We start from the raw sequence: 19432 nt of genomic DNA on the forward strand, positions 1-19432 counted from the left end.
CGTGGTGGTGCCGCCGGACACGGATATCGCCATCGGCGTTGCGATGCCCGCGACGCCCGCGGCGGCGCCGGAGAGCAGCGCGGCACCGGCGCCGGCCATTGCAGGCCTGCCGCCACGCTTCGCCTGCTTCGTCACCGGCACCGACACCGAAATCGGCAAGACCCTCGTTTCCTCGGCGCTGCTGCACGCGCTGGTGAAGCAGGGCGTGCGCGCCTGCGGCATGAAGCCGGTGGCGGCCGGCGCCGAGATGCGGGACGGCGAACTGCATAACGAGGATGCCGACCAGCTGGTCGCCGCCGGCAACGTGACCATGCTGCAGTCGCTGACCACGCCCTACATGCTCAAGGAACCGGCCGCGCCGCACATCGCCGCCGCCATGGAAGGCGTGACCATCGACCTGGTGCCCATCCTGGCTGCCTATCTCGAAATCGCCGCCGCCACCGACGCGGTGGTGGTGGAAGGCGTGGGCGGCTTCCGCGTGCCCTTGAACGACAGCTTCGATACCGCCGACCTGGCGCAGCAGCTGGACCTGCCGGTGATCCTGGTAGTGGGCCTGCGGCTGGGCTGCATCAGCCATGCGCTGCTGACGGTGGAAGCCATCATCGCGCGCGGCCTGACGCTGGTGGGCTGGGTGGCCAACGAGCTGCAAACCGAGATGGATTTCGCCGACGAGAACGTGGCCGCACTGGAGCAGCGCATCCCCGCGCCTCTGCTGGGCCGCGTGCCGCGCCTGGACCAGCCGACTGCCGCCGCGGCAGCCGCGCACCTGGATTTTACGGGCCTGCCGAACTGGCCTGCCCGCCGCAACAATATCTGAACGTGAAGGAAACATGATGTCCCTGCAAGAACCAAAGACCGTAGAACTGCACCGCCCAACGCCAGCCATCAAGCTGCCGGAGGCGGCCACCTGGCCGCTGGACGACGTGATGGCGCTGTTCGAGCTGCCGTTCAATGAGCTGATGTTCCGCGCCCAGGAAACCCACCGCGCCAACTTCCCGGACGGCGACGTGGAACTGGCCACGCTGCTGTCGATCAAGACCGGCGGCTGCGAAGAAGACTGCGGCTACTGCCCGCAGGCCGCGCGCTACGATACCGGTGTGGAAGCCAAGAAGATCCTCGGCATCGACACCGTGCTGGAAGCGGCGCGCCAGGCCAAGGAAAACGGCGCCACCCGTTTCTGCATGGGCGCTGCGTGGCGCAGCCCGAAGGACCGCGACATGGACAAGGTCGAGGAAATGGTGCGCGAAGTGAAAGCGCTGGGCCTGGAAACCTGCGCCACGCTGGGCATGCTGGAAGAGCAGCAGGCCGAGCGCCTGAAGGCCGCCGGCCTGGACTACTACAACCACAACCTGGACACCGCGCCCGAATTCTATAACAACGTGATCTCCACCCGCGAGTACCAGGACCGCCTGGACACCCTGGGCCACGTGCGCAACGCCGGCCTGAAGGTCTGCTGCGGCGGCATCGTCGGCATGGGCGAAACGCGCCTGCAGCGCGCCGGCCTGATCGCGCAGCTGGCCAACCTGAACCCGTACCCTGAATCGGTGCCGGTGAACCACCTGGTGCAGGTGGAAGGCACGCCGCTGCACGGCATGGACCCGCTGGACCCGTTCGAATTCGTGCGCACCATCGCCGTGGCCCGCATCACCATGCCGAAGGCGCGCGTGCGCCTGTCGGCAGGCCGCCGCCAGATGGGCGAAGCGGTGCAAGCGATGTGCTTCCTGGCCGGCGCCAACTCCATCTTCTACGGCGACAAGCTGCTCACCACCGACAATCCGGAAGCGAACGACGACCGCGCGCTGCTGGCCAAGCTGGGCCTCACGACCCGCGCCAACACGCTCGAATCGGTGCAGAAGGAGAGCTGCGCCTGCTAAGCCGGCATGGCGGGTTACGCACTGCGTGCTAACCCGCCCTACATCATCAGCGGATCGCGAACTCCGTAGGGCGGGTTAGGCGGCACGCCGTAACCCGCCAGGCGCCGCCAAAAAAAATCTTCAAGCCACGAGCTGAATAGAGAGAGACCACATGTTCAAGAAAATCCTGATTGCCAACCGTGGTGAAATTGCCTGCCGCGTCGCCGCTACCGCGCGCCGCCTGGGCATCAAGACTGTCGCTGTCTACTCGGAAGCGGACGCCAACGCCAAGCACGTCGCCGTGTGCGACGAAGCGGTGCTGATCGGCCCTGCCGCCGCCAAGGAAAGCTATCTGCGCGGCGACAAGATCATCGCCGTGGCGAAAGCCACCGGCGCGCAAGCCATCCACCCCGGCTACGGCTTCCTGTCCGAGAACGCCGAGTTCGCGGACGCCTGCGCCGAAGCGGGCCTGGTGTTCATTGGCCCGCCGGCTTCGGCGATGCGCGCCATGGGCTCCAAGTCCGCCGCCAAGTCGCTGATGGAAAAGGCCGCCGTGCCGCTGGTGCCCGGTTACCACGGCGACAATCAGGATGCCGATTTCCTGAACCGGGAGGCCGACCGCATCGGCTACCCCGTGCTGCTGAAAGCCTCCGCCGGCGGCGGCGGCAAAGGCATGCGCGTGGTGGAAAATTCGGCAGCATTCAAGGACGCGCTGGCCTCCTGCAAGCGCGAAGCGATCAGCTCCTTCGGCGACGACAAGGTGCTGGCCGAAAAATATCTGCAGCGCCCGCGCCACATCGAAATCCAGGTGTTTGCGGACACGCTGGGCAACTGCATCTACCTGTTCGAGCGCGATTGCTCGGTACAGCGCCGCCACCAGAAAGTGCTGGAAGAGGCGCCGGCGCCGAACATGACGGACGAACGCCGCGCCGCCATGGGCGACGCTGCGGTGGCGGCCGCCAAGGCCGTCGGCTACGTGGGAGCCGGCACGGTGGAATTCATCGCCAACCAGGACGGTTCGTTCTACTTCATGGAGATGAACACCCGCCTGCAGGTCGAGCACCCGGTCACCGAAATGATCACAGGCACCGACCTGGTGGAATGGCAGCTGCGCGTGGCCGCCGGCGAGCCGCTGCCGAAAAAGCAGGACGAGCTGCGCATCCATGGCCATGCCATCGAGGCACGCATCTACGCCGAAAACCCTGAAAAGGGCTTCCTGCCTTCGATCGGCACCCTGCGCCACCTGGAGACGCCGCAAGCGGTGAACTTTGAACTGGGCGGCACATTGGCTAACGGCCTTGGCCATCCAGCCGCCGTGCGCATCGATTCCGGCGTGCGCGAGGGCGACGCCATCTCGCCGTTCTACGACCCGATGATCGCCAAGCTGATTGTCTGGGGCGCGGACCGCAAGCAGGCGCTGGCCCGCATGTCGCAGGCGCTGGCGCAATACCAGATCGTCGGCCTGGCGGCCAACATCGCCTTCCTGAAACGCCTGGTGGAAGGCGAAGCGTTTGCCACGGCCGACCTGGACACCGGCCTGATCGAACGCAACCACGACGCGCTGTTCCCGGCCGCGCAGCCCGCAGCCGAAGGCGCGCTGGCGCTGGCGGCGGTGGCACTGATCGAGGCGGAGAAGGACGCGTCGGCAGCGCAGTCCGGCACCAACGCCGCCGACCCGTGGGGCCAGGCGCTGGGCTGGCGCATGAACACGGCCTACACGCGCAGCCTGTCCTTCACGGACGACTACACGGCGGCGCAGCCGGCCAAGGCCTACAACGTGCAGATCACCTACCGCGACGCGGACTGGCTGTTCAACCGGCCCGCCAGCGCCGATACGCATCCCGAGCGTCTCAGCCTCATGTCGCAGCAGGGCACGGACTTCAGCATCAAGCTGGGCGACACCGCCTGGCATGGCAGCGTGCGGCGCGACGGCGATGTCTTCCACGTCTTCACCGGCGGCGCGCACTACGCGCTGGCCTACAACGATCCAATGGCGCATGCCGGCGAAACCGAAGCCGAAGGCGGCCGCCTGACCGCGCCCATGCCGGGCAAGGTGGTGGCGGTGCTGGCCGAGAAGGGCAAGGACGTGAAGAAGGGCGACGCGCTGGTCATCATGGAAGCGATGAAGATGGAGCACACCATCTCCGCGCCGCACGACGGCGTGGTGGAAGAAGTGCTGTACGCGGTGGGCGACCAGGTTGCCGACGGCGCACCGCTGCTGGCATTCAGGGCCGCCTGAGAAGGAGACCGGCATGCGAATTTTGCTGCACAGGGCGGATGGCCAGACCGAGCCCTGGATCAAGGACTTCGCCCGGCATCTGCCGGAAGCCGAAGTGGTGGTGTGGCGCGCCGACGAAGCACTGCCGCCATGCGACTATGCAGTGACTTGGGCGCCGCCGGAGGCGATGCTGCAGCCGCTGGCCGCGGTGAAGGCGGTGTTCCTGACCGGCGCCGGCGCCGACGGCATCCTGAAGTTCGACGCGCAGCTGCCGCACAGCGTACCCATCGTGCGCCTCGGCGACGCCGGCATGGGCGTGCAGATGGCCGAATACGTAACGCACGCGGTGCTGCGCTACTACCGCCGTTTCGACGAATACGAGGCGCAGGCGCGCGCCGGGCAATGGGCGCCGCTGCCGCAGCACAACCGGGAAGATTTTTCGGTGGGCGTGCTGGGCACGGGCATGCTGGGCATGCGCGTGCTGCAGGCGCTGAAGGAATTCGGTTTCCCGCTGCGCGCGTGGAGCCGCAGCGCGAAAAGCATGGATGGCGTGCAGTGTTTCCACGGCGCGGATGGCCTGGACACCTTCCTGCGCGGCTCGCGCGTGGCCGTGTGCCTGCTGCCGCTCACGCCGGACACCGCCAACATCCTCAACCGCACCAACATGTGCAAGCTGCCGCAAGGCGCCTACCTGATCAACGTGGGGCGCGGCGCGCACGTGGCCGAGCCGGACCTGCTCACGCTGGTGAAGTCCGGCCACATCGCCGCCGCCACGCTGGACGTGTTCCGCAACGAGCCGCTGCCGGTGCAGCACCCGTTCTGGCAAGAGCCGCGCATCACCATCACGCCGCACATTTCGGCGCTGACGCTGCGGCGCGAAAGCGTGCAGCAGATCGCCGGCAAGATCCGCCAGATGGAGCGCGGCGAACCCGTGGCCGACGTCATCGACCGGCAATATGGATACTGACCAAAGGATACCGAAATGAACGCACTGCCCAAGCAAGTCAAAATCGTTGAAGTCGGTCCGCGCGACGGCCTGCAGAACGAGAAGGAAACCATCCCGGCCGAGGTGAAGACCGAACTGGTGAACCGCCTCAGCAGCGCCGGTTTCGCCAACATCGAAGCGGCCTCCTTCGTCTCGCCCAAGTGGGTGCCGCAGATGGCGACCAGCAAGGAGGTCATGGCCGCTATCGCGCGCCGGCCGGGCACCCTCTACTCCGCGCTGACGCCGAACATGCAGGGCTTCGAGGCGGCACTGGCAGCGAAAGCGGACGAGGTGGTGATCTTCGGTTCGGCCTCGGAAGCGTTCTCGCAGAAGAACATCAACTGCTCCATCGCCGAATCGATCGCGCGCTTCGTGGACGTGGCCAAGGCGGCCAAGGGCAGCGGCCTGCGCCTGCGCGGCTCCATCAGCTGCGCGTTCGGCTGCCCCTACCAGGGCGAGGTGCCGCTGGCGGCGGTGGCCGACGTGGTGGGCCGCATGCGCGACCTGGGCTGCGATGAGATCGACATCGCCGACACCATCGGCGTGGCCACGCCGCGCAAGACGCAGGCAGTGATGGAAACGGCCATCGGCGCGTTCCGCCTGGACGGCCTGTCCGGCCACTTCCACGACACCTACGGCCAGGCCCTGGCCAATATCTACGCCAGCCTGGAACTGGGCATCAGCATTTTCCACTCGTCGGTATCGGGACTGGGCGGCTGCCCGTACGCCAAGGGCGCCACCGGCAACGTGGCCACGGAAGACGTGCTGTACATGATGAACGGCCTGGGCATCCACACCGGCATCGACCTGGACATCGTGGTGGACGCCGGCCAGTACATCTCGCAGGTGCTGGGCCGCAAAGGCGCCAGCCGCGCCGGCAACGCCATCGCCGCCAAGCGCGCCGGCTGAGCAGAATAGAAAAAACCCGCTTGACGTTGCCATCAAGCGGGTTTTTAAATTTTGGTCGGAGTACAAGGATTCGAACCTTGGACCCCCTGGTCCCAAACCAGGTGCGCTACCGGGCTGCGCTACACTCCGAAGAAGCAAGATAATACAAGCTGGGTTTTCTTCGGTCAAGGGCAGGGACGAAAAAACTTCAGAAATGCAGGTTTTTCGTCATTGTGGGACACTGCCTGCATATTATTTGGGCAAACCACCATGCGACTGCACGCCTTTTACGCAGCGAAGGGGTACGGGACGCCGGCCACGCGGCCGGGCGGCATGGCCATCGGCGTGGCCGTCTCCATCGTGCTGCATGTGATGCTGCTGTACCAGTCCCGCTTCGGCTGGACGCCGCCGGCGCCTGCGCTGGCGCCGCAGGAAACCATGACGGTCTGGCTGCGGCCGGCGCCGGTGGTACGCCCCATGCCGCCGCCTGCGCCGCAAGCCGTGCAGGCAGAAGCGCCGCCGAAGAGGGAAGTCCGCAAGGAGCGCACTCCGCGCAAGCCAGCGCCTGCATCGCCGCCGGCCGCCGCGCCGGCGCCCGCGGCAGAGGCGCCTGGGATGACGTGGGTGGCGCCGGCGCCGGCCGCGCCTGCGGATCCGTTTGCGGAACCGGGGCAGGCAGCGCCGAAGTTTGATATGGAGGCGGCGCGGCGTGCGGCGCGCACGGTGGCGCATGAGCGCGATCCGGCCAAGGCGGGGACGGCGGTGGGGCAATTTCCAGAGAAGCCGCTGGCCAGCGAAACGCCGCTGGCGCGCAAGATGTCGCGGGCGGCGCGTGCCGATTGCAAGGATGGGATTCCGGGGGGCTTGCTGGCGCCGCTGTTGCTGGCGATGGATAAGAAGGATAGCGGCTGCAAGTGGTAGCGGCGCTGGCGGCGCTGCGGCGGGTTACGCGGCGCGCTGCGCCGCTAACCCGCCCTACGGTTGCCCGGGTGTTCGGGTGTTCGGTTATTCGCTGGCGCCGGATTTCATTTGCAGGGCGCGTTCGTAGAGGGCGTTTTTCTTGCGGCCGGTGATTTGCGCCGTCAGGGCGGCGGCTTGCTTGACGGGCAGCTCGGCCACCAGCAGCGCGAGGATGCGCTCGGCCTCGGCGTCCTGGGCGTCTTCCGCTTCGGCCACGCCTTCCACCAGCACCACGTATTCGCCCTTCTCGCGGTGCGCGTCGGCACCCAGCCAGGCCACGGCGTCGGACAGCGGGCAACGGTGGATTTCTTCGAACAGCTTGGTCAGCTCGCGCGCGAACACCACCTGGCGCGTGGGCTCGAAGGCCGCTGCCAGCGCCGCCGCGCATTCGACGATGCGGTGCGGTGCTTCGTAGAACACCATGGTGGCGGTGACGTTGCGCAGCTGCTGCAGCATGGTGTCGCGCTGTTTGGCCTTGGACGGCAGGAAGCCGATGAAGTGGAACTGGTCGTTCAGCAGGCCGCTGGCGGAGATGGCCGCGACGGCCGCCGAGGCGCCCGGCAGCGGCACCACGCGCAGGCCGGCGGCGCGCACCGCATCCACGATGCGCGCGCCGGGGTCGGACACGGCCGGGGTGCCGGCGTCCGACACCAGGGCGATGCGCTCGCCGGCCTGCAGCCGCGCAACCAGCGCCTCGGCCGCCTCGCGCTCGTTGTGCTGGTGGGCGGCGATGAGCGGCTTGTGCAGGCCGAAGCGGGTCATCAGCTGGGCGGTGTTGCGGGTGTCCTCGCAGGCCACGGCGTCCACCAGGCTCAAAACGTGCAATGCGCGCAGACTTATATCAGTGACATTACCGATCGGGGTCGCCACTACGTACAATGTTGCGATAGGATAGGTCTGGTTGGCTGTCTCGCCCAGGACGGGCAGGGTGGCGATGCTGGTTGCTTGTACTGTCATGGAGGTTGGATGCTGCCTATAAGAGTGAAATTGCTGCTGTTGTGCATGGCAGCCGGTCTGGCCAGCGCTTGCAGCACGCCGTGCGACACGCCGGGCAAATTGTGCGCGCCTGTGACGTCAATTACAAGCCCGGTTCCACCGCCATCGCAACCGGCGCCGCCCGCGCCGGAGCGCCCGCCCGAACCGCAGGCCAAAGTGGAGACGTTTGCCATCGCCACGCCGGGCACGCAGGCGGAATCGCCGGCCGCGCTGCCGCAGCCCGGCGCCCAGCCCGCCGGTGCCGTGGCCGAAGGCAGCTACCGCATCGGCCTGATGCTGCCGCTGCGCTCGGAACCGCTGCGCGTGGCCGCCGAATCGGTGCGCGACGGCTTCATGGCGGCCTGGGAGCGCGACCGCGACGGCATTGCCGTCACCGTGATCGAAACCGGCGACGTGGCGCAGGACGTGCTGGCCGCGTACTCGGGCGCGCTGGAGCAGCAGGACATGATCGTCGGCCCGCTTGCCCGTTCGGCCGTCACCGCCGTGGCGGCAAGCCCGCTGGTGCAGAAGCCCACCATCGCCCTCAACCATCCGGAAGGCCGGGGCGGCGTCACGCTGCCGCCGCAGATGATGGTGATCGGCCTGTCCATCGAGGACGAGGCGCGCCAGGCCGCCGACTGGGCCGCGCGCGAGCAGCCGGGCGCCATCGCCTACATCCTGTCCAATCCGGCGCAATACCAGCGCCGCAGCGCCAGCGCCTTCGCCGCGCAATGGCAGCGCCTGGGCCGCTCGGCCAAGATAGCCGAACTGAATGTGCTGAACGGCTACCTGAGCGACGCCGAACTGGTGCAACTGCGCGCCCGCCTGCAAAGCGAGCCCTCGGCCTTGGTGTACGCGGCGCTGGACGCGGACCAGGCGCGCCAGCTGCGGGTGGCGCTGCAGGCGCCGCCGCTGGGCGAGATCCCCGTCTACGGCATCTCCTCGCTCAATCCCGGCCAGGCCAAGCAGCTGCCCGGCCCGGAACTGGACGGCGTACGCCTGCTGGACCTGCCCTGGCAGATCCAGCGCGACCATCCGGCAGTGATGATCTATCCGCAGCCGGTGGGCAAGGACGCGGACATGGAACGCCTGTACGCGCTGGGCATCGACGCCTTCCGCGTTGCGCATGAAATCGCGCGCAAGGCGCAGCGCAAGCAAAGCGCCGATTTCAGCCTGGACGGCGTGACCGGGCAGCTGAAAGTGCGTTTCGGCGACGGCCCGGCCGCGTTCGAGCGGCGCGCGCTGCCGGCGGTCTACAAGAACGGCGTGCCGCAACCGGTACTGCAGTGAGGGCACGCCATGCCCCTCACCACGCGCCAGATACAGGGCAACACGGGCGAGGATGAAGCGCTGGCGCATTTGCAGCGCCACGGCCTGGTGCTGGTGGAGCGCAACTTCCGCTGCAAGGGCGGGGAAATCGACCTGATCATGCGCGACGGCGCCGGGCTGGTATTCGTCGAAGTGCGGCAACGGGCCGGCAGCGGTTTCGGCGGCGCGGTGGCCAGCGTCACCCCGGCCAAGCAGCGCCGCCTGATCCACGCCGCCCAGGTCTACCTGCTGCGCATCAAACCGCTGCCGCCATGCCGCTTCGACCTGGTGGCGATTGACGCCGGAAAGCTCAGCTGGCTGAAAAACGTGCTGGAAGTGTAAGCATTGAATTGTAAGCATATTTTTCAGTGCTTGTCCGGTCCGGCAAGCGACTGCACTATAATCCCACACCATGAATACTCAACGCATCCTCTCCCATTTCCACGAAAGTGCCGAAATCAAGATCCAGTCCGCGACCGTGCTGGCACAGCCGATCGGGCAGGCTATTGAACTGATGTTTTCGGCTTTATCCAACGGTAACAAGATTTTGGCGTGCGGCAACGGTGGCTCGGCTGCCGACGCGCAGCACTTCGCCGCCGAGCTGGTAGGACGGTTCGAGCGCGAGCGCTTCCCGCTGCCGGCCATTTCGCTGGCTACCGACACGTCCATCCTGACCGCCGTGGCGAACGACTATAGCTACCGCGAGATCTTCTCGAAGCAGGTGCAGGCCTTCGGCCAGGCGGGCGACATCCTGCTGGCCATTTCCACGTCGGGCAACTCGGCCAACGTGATGGCGGCCATCGAAGCGGCGCTGGAACGCGAAATGCGCGTGATCGCGCTGACCGGCAAGGGCGGCGGCGCCATCGGCAAGATGCTGACCGACGCCGACGTGCACATCTGCGTGCCGGCCGACCGCACCGCCCGCATCCAGGAAGTCCACCTGGTGACCATACATGCTTTGTGCGACGGCATCGACGTCGCGCTATTCGGAGGAGATGTGAATGAGTAAAGCCGGCACCGTTGCACGCCGCGTGGTTTTTGGCGCCGTCCTGCTGTCGTCCCTGTCCGCCTGCGTTCCGCTGGTGGTGGGCGGCGCCGTGGGCGGTACGCTGGCCGCATCCGACCGCCGCACCTTCGGCGCGCAAACCGAGGACAAGGCCATTGCGGTCAAGGTCGAGCTCAAGCTGCCCAACCTGGTGGGCGACGCCGGCCACGTGAACGTGGCCAGCTTCAACCGCCGCGTGCTGCTGACCGGCGAAGTACGCGACCAGGCCATGAAGGAAACCCTGGAACGCGAAGTGCGCGGCGTCGAAGGCGTGCTGTCGGTGACCAACGAACTGGAGATCGCCGGCCCGTCCAGCTACACCTCGCGCTCGAACGACGCCCTCATCACTACCAAGGTAAAAGCCAGTTTGGTGGACATGAAGGACATCTCGGCCAACTCCTTCAAGGTGGTGACCGAGCGCGGCAATGTCTACCTGATGGGCCGCGTGACCCAGCGCGAAGGCACCATCGCGGCCGACGTGGCGCGCGGCGTGAGCGGCGTTTACAAGGTGGTCAAGGTTTTCGAGTATATTACTGAAGAAGAATGGAAACAGTACCAGCCTAAACCTGCAGCGAACTGATCATGTCCTCCTCCACCGCCTGGATCAAACCCGCCCTGGCCGCCGCCGTCATTGCCGGCCTGGGCGTGACCGCTTACTTCTCGCTGAACCAGCACAGCAGTGCGCCGGAGGTGACTTTCCTCGGCATCAAGGGCGAGCAGATCACGCCGGCCAGCCTGCGCGGCAAGGTGGTGATGGTGAATTTCTGGGCCACGTCCTGCTCCACCTGCGTGAAGGAAATGCCGCAGATGGTGGATACGTACAACAAGTATAAGGACAAGGGCCTGGAGTTCGTGGCGGTGGCGATGAAGGAAGATCCGCCCAACTACGTGCTGAACTTCGCCGAGACGCGCCAGCTGCCGTTCAAGGTGGCGCTGGACGTGAAAGGCGATGCAGCCAAGGCCTACGGCAACGTGGCCATGACGCCCACCACCTTCGTCATCGACAAGGAAGGCCGCATTATCAAGCGCTATGTGGGCGAGCCGGAATTCCCGGCGCTGCACAAGCTGCTTGAGAAGGCGCTGCAGGGCTGAGTTCCGGCGGGTTACGGCTTCGCCTAACCCGCCCTACGGTGCACGCCTGCGTAGGGCGGGTTGGCGCGTAGCGCGTAACCCGCCAGCCTCAGAATCCCGTCTGCAGCGACAGATACCACCCCTTCTGCTTCTTCTTGTTAAACACGGTAATTTCGCCCAAGTTCGCGTAAGCCGCCGTAACAGACACGTTACGGTTGGGGAACCAGGCCACGAATGCATCCCAGTACGCTTTTTCCGGATCCACGCCCAGGTTGTGCGGCTTATGGCGGTACTCCGCGCCCAGCGCCAGCTTGCGGTTGATCAGATAAGCCACCGACACTTCCGGCATCACCTTGGCATGATCGCCCTGGTCGCCGCCGAAGCCGAGGATGCCCATCTGGTTGGCCTTGGTGGCGCGCAGCGTGCCGTTCACCAGCAGGCTCTGCTCGAACAGCACCTTGGTGGCGGCAACGTAGTAGTCATAGCCGCTATCGTCCTTGGCGCCCAGCTGCGTCACGTTGCTGACGCCCAGCGCGCCCAGGCCGCCCACGCCCTTGTTCTTCTTGTACATGACGCCCACCGCCACCTGCGGCAGCCACGCGTCCTGCGCGTACACCGCGTCGCCCATCAGGCGCACCTTCAGCCCGACAATATCCTGCTTGATGCGCAGGTCGTTGAGCGGTGCCAGGCTGCCCGTGAAATCCTGGCGCGCCAGCGACAGTTCCAGGCGGTCGCCCACGCCGATCGCCACGCCATAGCTGCCCAGCGCATAGTCCTGCGTTTTCACCTGCGTGTAGTGGGCGTTGGCGCCCCAGCTGTCGCGCGAGCCGTAGCCGGTGATCAGCGCCCACGGCGTGAGGCCGCCGCCGCCCGCGCCTTCCAGCTGGCTCACGCCGCCGGTAGCCAGGAATTTGCCCAGGTCCGGCCGGGTGCCCGGCTGCACGCCGGGCGAGGCGGTGACGATGTCGCGCTGCATGGGCGCCAGCTTGGCGATCAGCTTGTTCGATACGCTGCCCGGCACGCCATGCTGCTCCATGGCGATCTGCAGATCCTCGGCCAACGCATTGAATTGCGCGTTGGTGATCTTCAGGTCTATATGGACCGATTGCATGTCGCGCACCGTGCCCACCCCGTCCATGGTCTTGTCGCGGTATTTGCCGGTGTACTTGCACGGGCCGCCGGCGAACTCGCAGAACTGCTCCTGCAGGCGCACGGTCAGCTGCGGCATGTCGAAATCGGTGAAGGATTCCTTGATGCGCGGGTCGCTGGTGATCAGCGCGACGAAGGTTTCGGTGATCTTCCGGATGCCTTCCTTGCCGCCCAATCCCCGGTAGGTGGAGTCTTCCGTGTAGGGCGTCTGCGCGCAGGCAAATGAAGAGGCGAGCAGCAGGCCGAGCGTGGCGGTGCGGGCGGCTTGGATCATGGGCAGTCCTTTACGCCTTATTTCGGATACAGGATCATCTGCGTGCAGCGGAACAGGGCAATGGTCTTGCCGGTGTCCTTGTGCACCACGGTGGCGTCCCAGACCTGGGTGGTGCGGCCGGTGTGCGCCACCTTGGCCGTGACGGCGATGGTGCCTTCGCGCGCCGTGCCCAAGTGGTTGGATTTCAGTTCCAGCGTGGTGAAATTGACCGCGCCCTCCGGCAGGGTGGCGATGCAGCCGTAGCCGCAGGCGGTGTCGGCCAGGGTGACCACGGTGCCCGCGTGCAGGTAGCCGTTGGGCGCCAGGTGGTGGGAGGCCACCGTCAATTCCGCGCTGGCCTCGCCTGCGGCGATGGCGGTGAAATGGATGCCCATATGCCCGGGCAGCTTGCCTTCGCTGCGGGCGTTGAGCTCTTCGATACCGAATTTAGGTGCAGTCATGCGATCTTCCATTCACTTTGTCTTAGACGAATCATAGAGAAACGCCGCCGGATTGTCGCTATTTTTACTGTTGCCGGCGGCGTTTGCATTCATATTGGAACCTGGCCCACAACAGTATTTTATTGCCATTCATGGATATTCCGCTTGCTCCCCCTCCCGGCGCCGCAGCCGGGACCGTGGCCGTGTTCGGCGCCGGCTCAATCGGCGCCTACCTGGGCGGCGCGCTGCTGGGCGCGGGCACCGATGTGACCTTGCTGGGCCGGACGCGCATGCGCCGGCGCATCGCCGAACACGGCTTGCACCTGACCGACCTGCACGGCCGCGCACTGCGCCTGGACGGCGCGCGCGTGCCCTACGCGGAGGACGCCGCGGTGCTGGCGGAAGCCGCACTGATCCTGGTGACGGTAAAAAGCGCCGACACGGCAGCGGCGGCCGAGGCCATCCGCATGCACGCGCGGCCGGACGCGCTGGTGCTCAGCCTGCAGAACGGCGTCGGCAATGCGGACACGCTGCGCCGCATCCTGCCCGGCCGGGCGGTGCTGGCCGGGATGGTGCCGTTCAACGTGGTGCAGATGCCGGACGGCCGCCTGCACCGGGGCACGGCGGGCGAGCTCATGGCGGAAGCGTCACCCGCGCTGCGCCCGTGGCTGGCCGCGTTCGCAGCGGCGCACTTGCCGATTACCGAATGCACGGATTTCGCGTCCATCCAGTGGGGCAAGCTGCTGATCAACCTGAACAATTCCGTGAACGCGCTGTCCGGCGTGCCGCTGGTGCAGCAGCTGCGCCAGCGCGGCTACCGGCGCGCGCTGGCGCTGATGGTGGACGAGGGCCGCGCAGTGCTGGCCAGGGCCGGCATCAGGCCGGCCAAAGTGGTGAGCGTCGGCCCGGCTGCCTTCTCGCTCATCCTGCGGCTGCCGGACGCGCTGTTCACCCGGGTGGCCGCCTCCATGCTGAAGATAGACCCCGAGGCGCGTTCATCGATGTGGGAAGACTTGCAGGCGGGCCGCAAGACGGAAGTGCACTACTTGAACGGCGCCATCACGGCGCTGGCCGCATCGCTGGGCATGGACGCCCCCGTCAACCGGCGCATGACCGAGCTGGTCACTGCAGCGGAGGAAAGCAAGCAGGGAGTGCTTGGCGCGGATGAGATGTTCAGAATATTGTCCTCGGCACTGTGCAGCAAGTAGCTATGCTGCGTCCACTGCGGCCACCGCGCACGCGACGCTTGCGGAAAGTCATTTGCAATCACCAGGAACGGAGCCATACTTAAAAACACCGATCCATCCACGAGAAATCCATGACTGCCGGCAGCAAAAACAATACAGCGCCTGCGCTTCCTACAGATGCCGACGACGGCTATGACGAATGGCTGGCTGCTGAGGTCGAAGAGGCCATCAATGATCCCCGCCCAAGCGTGCCGGGCGACGAGGTGGAACGACATTTTGCAGCCAGGCGTGCTGCACTGACAAAACGTATCAAGGGTGATTAACCTTGCTGCTGCTCTGGAGGCCAATGGCATTGGCCGACCGGGAGCGGATTATGGACTACATCGCCAGAAACAACCCGGCGGCTGCGGTCAAACTGGACGAATTGAATTGATACGACAGAAGGTAGAGCAGTTAATCCTCCGGCCGACCCTCTACAGAGTCGGCCGCAAGCCGGGTACCCGCGAGATGGTCATACATCCGAACTACCTTGTCATTTACCGCACTCACAAGGGCTGCATCGAAATTCTGCGGGTAAAACACGCTGCCAGAAAGATTAGATACTAGTCATTCGCAACGGCTTCCAGTACGTTGTGCGCCTGTTCGTCGGCGTGGTAGGAGGAACGCACCATGGCGCCGACGGCGGCGTGCTTGAAGCCCATCTTGTAGGCTTCTTCTTCGAACATCTTGAACACGTCCGGGTGCACGTAGCGGCGCACCGGCAGGTGGCTGTTGGACGGCGCCAGGTACTGGCCGATGGTCAGCATGTCGATGTCGTGCTCGCGCATGTCGCGCATCACCTGCAGGATTTCCTCGTCGGTCTCGCCCAGGCCCACCATGATGCCGGATTTGGTCTTCACGCCAGGGTACATGGCCTTGAAGTCCTTCAGCAGCTTGAGCGAGTGCATGTAGTCCGAACCCGGACGCGCTTCCTTGTACAGGCGCGGCACGGTTTCCAGGTTGTGGTTCATCACGTCCGGCAGGCCGTTGGCGAAGATGTCCAGCGCCTTTTGCAGGCGGCCGCGGAAATCCGGCACCAGTACTTCAATCTGGGTCTTGGGCGACAGTTCCTTGGTCTTGGTGATGCACTCGACGAAGTGCTGGGCGCCGCCGTCGCGCAGGTCGTCGCGGTCCACCGAGGTGATCACCACATAGCTCAGGCGCAGCTTGGCGATGGTGTTGGCCAGGTTTTGCGGCTCATCCACGTCCAGCGGATCCGGACGGCCGTGGCCGACGTCGCAGAACGGGCAGCGGCGGGTGCACTTGTCGCCCATGATCATGAAGGTGGCCGTGCCCTTGCCGAAGCATTCGCCGATGTTCGGGCAGCTGGCCTCTTCGCACACGGTCACCAGCTTGTTCTCGCGCAGGATCTCCTTGATCTCGTAGAAGCGGGTATTGGCCGACGCGGCCTTGACGCGGATCCAGTCCGGCTTCTTCAGGCGCTCGATCTGCTCGATGGGCGTGATCTTGATCGGAATGCGCGAGGTCTTGCTGGCGCCTTTTTGCTTTTCGCTTGCGTTGTAAGCTGGGGCGGCGGGGGCGGTGCTGGACGGGGTCTCGGTGGTCATAGGCTTAAATTGATACAGTAGTTTCGTCGGCGGGAACAGCTGCCTCAAGCAGCCGCACCAGTTCGTTGGCCAGCGCCAGCTGCACGTCGGCAAGCGGCGCTTCCACTCCCATGGATCGCATATCGATGGTTTCCAGTCCGGAATAGCCGCATGGGTTAATCCAGGTGAATGGAGCAAGGTCCATGCCAACATTTAGCGACACCCCATGGTAGGTGCAGCCGTTGCCGCGCACTTTGAGGCCGAGCGCGGCGATCTTGGCGCCTTTTTTCGGGCCGCTGGCGATGTAGATGCCCGGCGCGCCCTCGATGCGCTCACCGCCGAGATTATACGCCTGCAGCACATTGATGATGGCTTGCTCGATTTTATGGACGAATTGCCGGGCGTACAGCTTGCCGCCCGGCTTGTTGCGGCGCAGGTCCATCATGAGGTAGATCACCACCTGGCCGGGGCCGTGGTAGGTGACTTCGCCGCCGCGGTCGGTCTGCACCACCGGGATGGCGGACGCGCCGGCCAGCAGGTGGCCGCGGTCGGCGCCCAGTCCCAGCGTGAAGACCGGCGGATGCTCGACGATCCACAGCTCGTCGGGGGTGTCGGGCGTGCGCGCGTCCGTGAAGGCGCGCATGGCGGCGAAAATGGGTTCGTACTCGGCCTGGCCGAGCTGGCGGATAATGGCCGGAGCGATAGACATCCCGCCATTATAAGTCAGTGATGAAATACTTTCCCGGGACGCCTATTTTTTAGGCAAATGCGTCAGCCATTCCTGGATGGGCGCGCGCTGCCACTGGCCTTCGGCGTAATCCTTCAGCTGCTGCGGCACCTCATGGCCGCTGCGGATCAGGCGCAGCAGCATGATGGCCAGGTCGGTGTCGGCCACGCACCAGCGGGTGAACAGGTTGGGGCCGTCCACCAGCCTCGTCGCGGCACGGATCAGCTTGTCGGCCGCCGCCAGCGCCTCGGACGACAGCGGCTGCGTGGCAGGTTCATAGAACACCGTGAGGGTGCTGCGTTCCTGGCGGATGGGCATCAGGTCGCTGCGCAGCCAGGCCTGGATCTGGCGCGCCTGGGCGCGGCGCTGCGCGTTACGCGGCAGCACGGCGTGGTATTCGGGGGCGGGAAACACTTCGTCCAGGTATTCGGTGATGGCGCTGGACTCGCTGAGCATGAAGCCGTCATGCACCAGCAGCGGCACGCGCGCCGTCAGCGCCATGTCGCGGAAGGGCGGCTGCAGGTTGGCGCCGGCGTCCAGGTCCACGGTCTTGAGTTCAAACGGCAGCCCTTTTTCCTTCAGGGTGGCGAACACGGACAAGGCGTAGGGGCTGGTGAACTGGCTGTCGGCGTACAGGGTAAGGCTCATGGTGCGCTCCGGCGTTATGAAGTTGGTTCCCCATGGTAAAGCCTGTCCAGGGGCTGCAAAACGATAAATATTGTCTGTTCTTGCGATTTTTTATCACAAGACTCTGCCTTTAGCCGGGCGCAGCAGGCCGAGCCCGGGCTTACATGACGATTTTCACCATCGGGTGGGCCGACAGTTCGGTGTACAGCGCGTCCAGCTGGGGACGGCTGGTGGCGCGCACGGTCACAGTCAGCCCGGTGTAGTTGCCCTTGGCCGAAGGGCGCTCTTCCATTTTTCCCTTGTGGAAGGTCGGGTCGTGCTTGATGACGAGTTCCAGGATGGTGGGAGCGAAGTCGACATGTGTCGGGCCCATTACCTTGATGGGGAAATCGCTCGGGTATTCGATGAGGGACTCGCCCGGTGGGATCGCTGATGCCATGATAATTCCAGAAAATGTATGCCAGCCGATATTGTAACGCGCTCACAATATCGGCGGCATGCACGTCCTGCTTAGGCGTTGCTGCCCAATTGCGGCGCAGCGTGCGGCGCGGCAAGCGAGGCGGCAGGCTTGCCGGACAGGCGCTTCAGGCGGTCCAGCGCGGACTCCCCGCCCGCCGCGCCGGGATTGCTGACGGATTTGCGGATCGCATCCAGCTCCGCTGCCTGGTCGATGGGACGCTGGCCGATGTCGGCCACGATCTTCATGCCGGCCGCTTCATTGCTGACCGCCTGCGCGCGGCGGGTGAGCGCGTTCAGTGCGCTGGAGTTGCCCTGCAGGCCTTTCAGGCCGTTGAGCTGCTCCTGGCGCTCGGCGCGCACCTGCTGCAGGTCGCGCTGGGCGTTGGCCTGCGCCAGTGCTTGCAGCGCCTTCTTGGCGGCGGCGTCGAAGTCGGCCAGCTGGTGCGACAGCGCGTCGACGATCTTCTGCAGCTCGTTCATGTACTCTTCGGCGTCGGCCTGTTCCTGGATTTCCTGCGGCAGGCGGGCCTTGTTAGACTCCAGCTCGTCGCAGAACAGGTTGATGGTGGCTTCCGAGATCCGGCCCGAAGCGAGGCGCTCGCCCAGCGTTTCGGCGGCCTTCTCGTCGTTGGCGATCAGTTCCTGCAGCTTGACCACGTCCGCATGCTCCTTCTCAAAGGAGGATCGGGCGGCGGCCAGCTTTTGCGCGGTGGCGCGCAAGGTGTCGGCCAGGCGGTCGCGGTCGGCCTCGGTCGCCGTTTCAGGGTCGAAATTGGCGATCGCTTCGGAAACGCGGTCGCCCAGGGCGCCAAAGTGTTTGGTGATCAGACGCGCGGTCAAAGCCCAGCCATTCGTGTTGCTCATGTTGTTCTTCCTTTCAGTCTTTAGATGGAACTGCCCTGTGCGTGCCGCCGTCCTTACTGGATGACGACACGTTCCTGCTCAACCGGTATGCCAATGACAAAATCCACATGGATACCGCGTTTTCCTGCATCGCCGTTCACGCTGCGGACAATTTCCGTGGTGATCAGCAAAAATTCCTTGCCCGCGCCGTCCAGCTCGCGCACATAGGGCATCAAGTACATTTCCTGCAGCAGGCCGCCCATGCCGCCGGCGTCGTCGATGCGGGTTTCGGTGCCGTTGAAGGGCGCCACGAAGGGCGCATCCGGATTGCCCGCGTCGCGCAGGTATTCCAGGCCTTCCTCGGCGCCGAAGGCCAGGTCAAGGTCGCGCTCGTCCAGTCCGTGGCCGCCCAGCTGCGCGCGCCACAGGGTGTAGCTGGCGTCGCCCAGGCCGTAGCCGGCTTCGCCGGTGTAGGCTTCCTGGTCCTCGGCGGTTTCCGGGATCACCCGCGCCAGCTGGGTGCAGTACAGGATCTCGGCCACCTGGCCGTGTTCGTTCACATACACTTGCAGGAACTTCTCGTCGTCGGCGTCGTCGCCCTTGTCCAGGTAATAGCGGTACAGCTTGCCGGACAGGTTGAGCTTGATGCGCGACACGGCCAGGATGCGGGTGTCGCTGCCGTTCGGCATGCGGATCAGCGAACCGGCGGCGCTGGCGCGCAGCAACGGCGATTGCTGCAGGTTCACCAAGCTGCCGATGCGCGCGCCCAGCGGCAATTCCTGGTCCGCCGGCGCTTCGGCCATGCCGCGCTTGGTGGCGGCGCCGCGCACATAATCCACTGCATCTTTCCAACCCATC

At 65.5% G+C, this 19432-nt stretch carries 23 protein-coding genes, 1 tRNA gene and 1 pseudogene; 14 read left to right on the forward strand and 11 right to left on the reverse strand.

From position 1 onward, the window contains the following. Nucleotides 1-43 precede the first annotated feature (43 nt). From bioD to ASC94_RS21235, 5 genes are all read left to right on the forward strand, one after another. Nucleotides 44-817 carry a dethiobiotin synthase gene (bioD, locus tag ASC94_RS21215; protein ID WP_056401455.1) on the forward strand — a complete coding sequence of 258 codons (774 nt, stop codon included), beginning with the start codon at nucleotides 44-46 and terminating at the stop codon, nucleotides 815-817. A 13-nt stretch (nucleotides 818-830) separates the two neighbouring features. Next, nucleotides 831-1874, forward strand: coding sequence for a biotin synthase BioB (bioB, locus tag ASC94_RS21220; RefSeq protein ID WP_082616727.1), 1044 nt, complete (start codon nucleotides 831-833; stop codon nucleotides 1872-1874). A gap of 151 nt (nucleotides 1875-2025) precedes the next feature. Beyond that, on the forward strand, nucleotides 2026-4092 hold the full coding sequence (locus tag ASC94_RS21225) for an acetyl/propionyl/methylcrotonyl-CoA carboxylase subunit alpha (RefSeq protein ID WP_056400181.1): 2067 nt from the start codon (nucleotides 2026-2028) through the stop codon (nucleotides 4090-4092). Between the two features lie 13 nt (nucleotides 4093-4105). Next, nucleotides 4106-5038, forward strand: coding sequence for a glyoxylate/hydroxypyruvate reductase A (locus ASC94_RS21230; protein WP_056400183.1), 933 nt, complete (start codon nucleotides 4106-4108; stop codon nucleotides 5036-5038). Nucleotides 5039-5053: 15 nt separating this feature from the next. Beyond that, the gene (locus ASC94_RS21235) at nucleotides 5054-5965 is read left to right on the forward strand and encodes a hydroxymethylglutaryl-CoA lyase (RefSeq protein WP_056400184.1); all 912 of its coding nucleotides are present in this window, start codon (nucleotides 5054-5056) and stop codon (nucleotides 5963-5965) included. Nucleotides 5966-6017: 52 nt separating this feature from the next. On the opposite strand, the gene ASC94_RS21240 is transcribed toward ASC94_RS21235, so the two are convergent. Next, nucleotides 6018-6094, reverse strand: a tRNA-Pro gene (locus ASC94_RS21240). Between the two features lie 120 nt (nucleotides 6095-6214). Here ASC94_RS21240 and ASC94_RS21245 point away from each other — a divergent pair. Next, a complete protein-coding gene (locus ASC94_RS21245; protein WP_056400187.1) occupies nucleotides 6215-6865 on the forward strand; it encodes a hypothetical protein in 651 nt (216 codons plus the stop codon). 84 nt (nucleotides 6866-6949) lie between these two features. Here ASC94_RS21245 and rsmI read toward each other — a convergent pair whose 3' ends face one another. Continuing rightward, nucleotides 6950-7861, reverse strand: coding sequence for a 16S rRNA (cytidine(1402)-2'-O)-methyltransferase (rsmI, locus tag ASC94_RS21250; protein WP_056400190.1), 912 nt, complete (start codon nucleotides 7859-7861; stop codon nucleotides 6950-6952). A gap of 111 nt (nucleotides 7862-7972) precedes the next feature. On the opposite strand from rsmI, the gene ASC94_RS21255 reads away from it, so the two are divergent. The 5 genes from ASC94_RS21255 (at nucleotide 7973) to ASC94_RS21275 (ending at nucleotide 11324) form a co-directional block, all read left to right on the forward strand. Then, nucleotides 7973-9169, forward strand: a complete 1197-nt coding sequence (locus tag ASC94_RS21255) for a penicillin-binding protein activator (RefSeq protein WP_229417362.1) — start codon at nucleotides 7973-7975, stop codon at nucleotides 9167-9169. A 9-nt stretch (nucleotides 9170-9178) separates the two neighbouring features. Next, the gene (locus tag ASC94_RS21260; protein WP_056400193.1) at nucleotides 9179-9529 is read left to right on the forward strand and encodes a YraN family protein; all 351 of its coding nucleotides are present in this window, start codon (nucleotides 9179-9181) and stop codon (nucleotides 9527-9529) included. A 70-nt stretch (nucleotides 9530-9599) separates the two neighbouring features. Next, nucleotides 9600-10196, forward strand: a complete 597-nt coding sequence (locus ASC94_RS21265) for a phosphoheptose isomerase (RefSeq protein ID WP_056400196.1) — start codon at nucleotides 9600-9602, stop codon at nucleotides 10194-10196. Further along, nucleotides 10189-10812, forward strand: a complete 624-nt coding sequence (locus ASC94_RS21270; protein WP_056400208.1) for a BON domain-containing protein — start codon at nucleotides 10189-10191, stop codon at nucleotides 10810-10812. The genes ASC94_RS21265 and ASC94_RS21270 overlap by 8 nt, the downstream gene beginning before the upstream one ends. Nucleotides 10813-10814: 2 nt before the next feature. Beyond that, the gene (locus ASC94_RS21275) at nucleotides 10815-11324 is read left to right on the forward strand and encodes a peroxiredoxin (RefSeq protein ID WP_056400211.1); all 510 of its coding nucleotides are present in this window, start codon (nucleotides 10815-10817) and stop codon (nucleotides 11322-11324) included. An 88-nt stretch (nucleotides 11325-11412) separates the two neighbouring features. Here ASC94_RS21275 and ASC94_RS21280 read toward each other — a convergent pair whose 3' ends face one another. The 3 genes and pseudogenes from ASC94_RS21280 to ASC94_RS21285 all read right to left on the reverse strand — a co-directional run bounded on the left by ASC94_RS21280 (nucleotide 11413) and on the right by ASC94_RS21285 (nucleotide 13166). Next, entirely contained in the window at nucleotides 11413-12279 is an 867-nt protein-coding gene (locus ASC94_RS21280) for a DUF3034 family protein (protein ID WP_056401463.1), read from the reverse strand. Then, nucleotides 12277-12726, reverse strand: a pseudogene (locus tag ASC94_RS33275) (group 1 truncated hemoglobin); the annotation flags it as partial. The pseudogene ASC94_RS33275 and the gene ASC94_RS21280, both read right to left, overlap by 3 nt. A gap of 17 nt (nucleotides 12727-12743) precedes the next feature. Next, nucleotides 12744-13166 carry a PaaI family thioesterase gene (locus ASC94_RS21285; protein WP_056400214.1) on the reverse strand — a complete coding sequence of 141 codons (423 nt, stop codon included), beginning with the start codon at nucleotides 13164-13166 and terminating at the stop codon, nucleotides 12744-12746. A gap of 131 nt (nucleotides 13167-13297) precedes the next feature. Between ASC94_RS21285 and ASC94_RS21290 the strand changes: the two genes are divergently transcribed. The 3 genes from ASC94_RS21290 (at nucleotide 13298) to ASC94_RS32020 (ending at nucleotide 14938) form a co-directional block, all read left to right on the forward strand. Beyond that, nucleotides 13298-14353, forward strand: coding sequence for a 2-dehydropantoate 2-reductase (locus ASC94_RS21290; RefSeq protein WP_056400217.1), 1056 nt, complete (start codon nucleotides 13298-13300; stop codon nucleotides 14351-14353). Nucleotides 14354-14463: 110 nt separating this feature from the next. After that, nucleotides 14464-14655: a hypothetical protein gene (locus ASC94_RS32725; RefSeq protein WP_157201541.1), complete on the forward strand. Its 192-nt coding sequence runs from the start codon at nucleotides 14464-14466 to the stop codon at nucleotides 14653-14655. Further along, a complete protein-coding gene (locus ASC94_RS32020) occupies nucleotides 14648-14938 on the forward strand; it encodes a type II toxin-antitoxin system RelE/ParE family toxin (RefSeq protein ID WP_307718849.1) in 291 nt (96 codons plus the stop codon). The genes ASC94_RS32725 and ASC94_RS32020 overlap by 8 nt, the downstream gene beginning before the upstream one ends. On the opposite strand, the gene lipA is transcribed toward ASC94_RS32020, so the two are convergent. The 6 genes from lipA to ASC94_RS21320 all read right to left on the reverse strand — a co-directional run bounded on the left by lipA (nucleotide 14935) and on the right by ASC94_RS21320 (nucleotide 19431). After that, a complete protein-coding gene (lipA, locus tag ASC94_RS21295) occupies nucleotides 14935-15939 on the reverse strand; it encodes a lipoyl synthase (RefSeq protein WP_056400220.1) in 1005 nt (334 codons plus the stop codon). The two genes, ASC94_RS32020 and lipA, sit on opposite strands and share 4 nt — an antisense overlap. 4 nt (nucleotides 15940-15943) lie before the next feature. Next, a complete protein-coding gene (lipB, locus tag ASC94_RS21300; protein WP_056400226.1) occupies nucleotides 15944-16627 on the reverse strand; it encodes a lipoyl(octanoyl) transferase LipB in 684 nt (227 codons plus the stop codon). A 42-nt stretch (nucleotides 16628-16669) separates the two neighbouring features. Next, nucleotides 16670-17293, reverse strand: a complete 624-nt coding sequence (gene yfcF, locus ASC94_RS21305; protein ID WP_056400234.1) for a glutathione transferase — start codon at nucleotides 17291-17293, stop codon at nucleotides 16670-16672. A gap of 139 nt (nucleotides 17294-17432) precedes the next feature. Further along, complete coding sequence (locus ASC94_RS21310; protein ID WP_056400236.1) at nucleotides 17433-17711, reverse strand: DUF493 family protein; 279 nt, start codon at nucleotides 17709-17711, stop codon at nucleotides 17433-17435. Nucleotides 17712-17782: 71 nt separating this feature from the next. Further along, on the reverse strand, nucleotides 17783-18595 hold the full coding sequence (locus tag ASC94_RS21315; RefSeq protein WP_056400238.1) for a hypothetical protein: 813 nt from the start codon (nucleotides 18593-18595) through the stop codon (nucleotides 17783-17785). 53 nt (nucleotides 18596-18648) lie between these two features. Beyond that, the gene (locus ASC94_RS21320; protein WP_056400241.1) at nucleotides 18649-19431 is read right to left on the reverse strand and encodes a DUF2491 family protein; all 783 of its coding nucleotides are present in this window, start codon (nucleotides 19429-19431) and stop codon (nucleotides 18649-18651) included. Between the last annotated feature and the right edge of the window lies 1 nt (nucleotide 19432).

The organism is Massilia sp. Root418 (genome assembly GCF_001425265.1).
GTDB lineage: Bacteria > Pseudomonadota > Gammaproteobacteria > Burkholderiales > Burkholderiaceae_D > Rugamonas.

Coding starts and splice junctions, on each gene's coding strand:
- bioD (WP_056401455.1), top strand. CDS start 44: ATGCCCGCGACGCCCGCGGCGGCGCCGGAGAGCAGCGCGGCACCGGCG.
- bioB (WP_082616727.1), top strand. CDS start 831: ATGATGTCCCTGCAAGAACCAAAGACCGTAGAACTGCACCGCCCAACG.
- ASC94_RS21225 (WP_056400181.1), top strand. CDS start 2,026: ATGTTCAAGAAAATCCTGATTGCCAACCGTGGTGAAATTGCCTGCCGC.
- ASC94_RS21230 (WP_056400183.1), top strand. CDS start 4,106: ATGCGAATTTTGCTGCACAGGGCGGATGGCCAGACCGAGCCCTGGATC.
- ASC94_RS21235 (WP_056400184.1), top strand. CDS start 5,054: ATGAACGCACTGCCCAAGCAAGTCAAAATCGTTGAAGTCGGTCCGCGC.
- ASC94_RS21245 (WP_056400187.1), top strand. CDS start 6,215: ATGCGACTGCACGCCTTTTACGCAGCGAAGGGGTACGGGACGCCGGCC.
- rsmI (WP_056400190.1), bottom strand. CDS start 7,861: ATGACAGTACAAGCAACCAGCATCGCCACCCTGCCCGTCCTGGGCGAG.
- ASC94_RS21260 (WP_056400193.1), top strand. CDS start 9,179: ATGCCCCTCACCACGCGCCAGATACAGGGCAACACGGGCGAGGATGAA.
- ASC94_RS21265 (WP_056400196.1), top strand. CDS start 9,600: ATGAATACTCAACGCATCCTCTCCCATTTCCACGAAAGTGCCGAAATC.
- ASC94_RS21270 (WP_056400208.1), top strand. CDS start 10,189: ATGAGTAAAGCCGGCACCGTTGCACGCCGCGTGGTTTTTGGCGCCGTC.
- ASC94_RS21275 (WP_056400211.1), top strand. CDS start 10,815: ATGTCCTCCTCCACCGCCTGGATCAAACCCGCCCTGGCCGCCGCCGTC.
- ASC94_RS21280 (WP_056401463.1), bottom strand. CDS start 12,279: ATGCAGCGCGACATCGTCACCGCCTCGCCCGGCGTGCAGCCGGGCACC.
- ASC94_RS21285 (WP_056400214.1), bottom strand. CDS start 13,166: ATGACTGCACCTAAATTCGGTATCGAAGAGCTCAACGCCCGCAGCGAA.
- ASC94_RS21290 (WP_056400217.1), top strand. CDS start 13,298: ATGGATATTCCGCTTGCTCCCCCTCCCGGCGCCGCAGCCGGGACCGTG.
- ASC94_RS32725 (WP_157201541.1), top strand. CDS start 14,464: ATGACTGCCGGCAGCAAAAACAATACAGCGCCTGCGCTTCCTACAGAT.
- lipA (WP_056400220.1), bottom strand. CDS start 15,939: ATGACCACCGAGACCCCGTCCAGCACCGCCCCCGCCGCCCCAGCTTAC.
- lipB (WP_056400226.1), bottom strand. CDS start 16,627: ATGTCTATCGCTCCGGCCATTATCCGCCAGCTCGGCCAGGCCGAGTAC.
- yfcF (WP_056400234.1), bottom strand. CDS start 17,293: ATGAGCCTTACCCTGTACGCCGACAGCCAGTTCACCAGCCCCTACGCC.
- ASC94_RS21310 (WP_056400236.1), bottom strand. CDS start 17,711: ATGGCATCAGCGATCCCACCGGGCGAGTCCCTCATCGAATACCCGAGC.
- ASC94_RS21315 (WP_056400238.1), bottom strand. CDS start 18,595: ATGAGCAACACGAATGGCTGGGCTTTGACCGCGCGTCTGATCACCAAA.
- ASC94_RS21320 (WP_056400241.1), bottom strand. CDS start 19,431: ATGGGTTGGAAAGATGCAGTGGATTATGTGCGCGGCGCCGCCACCAAG.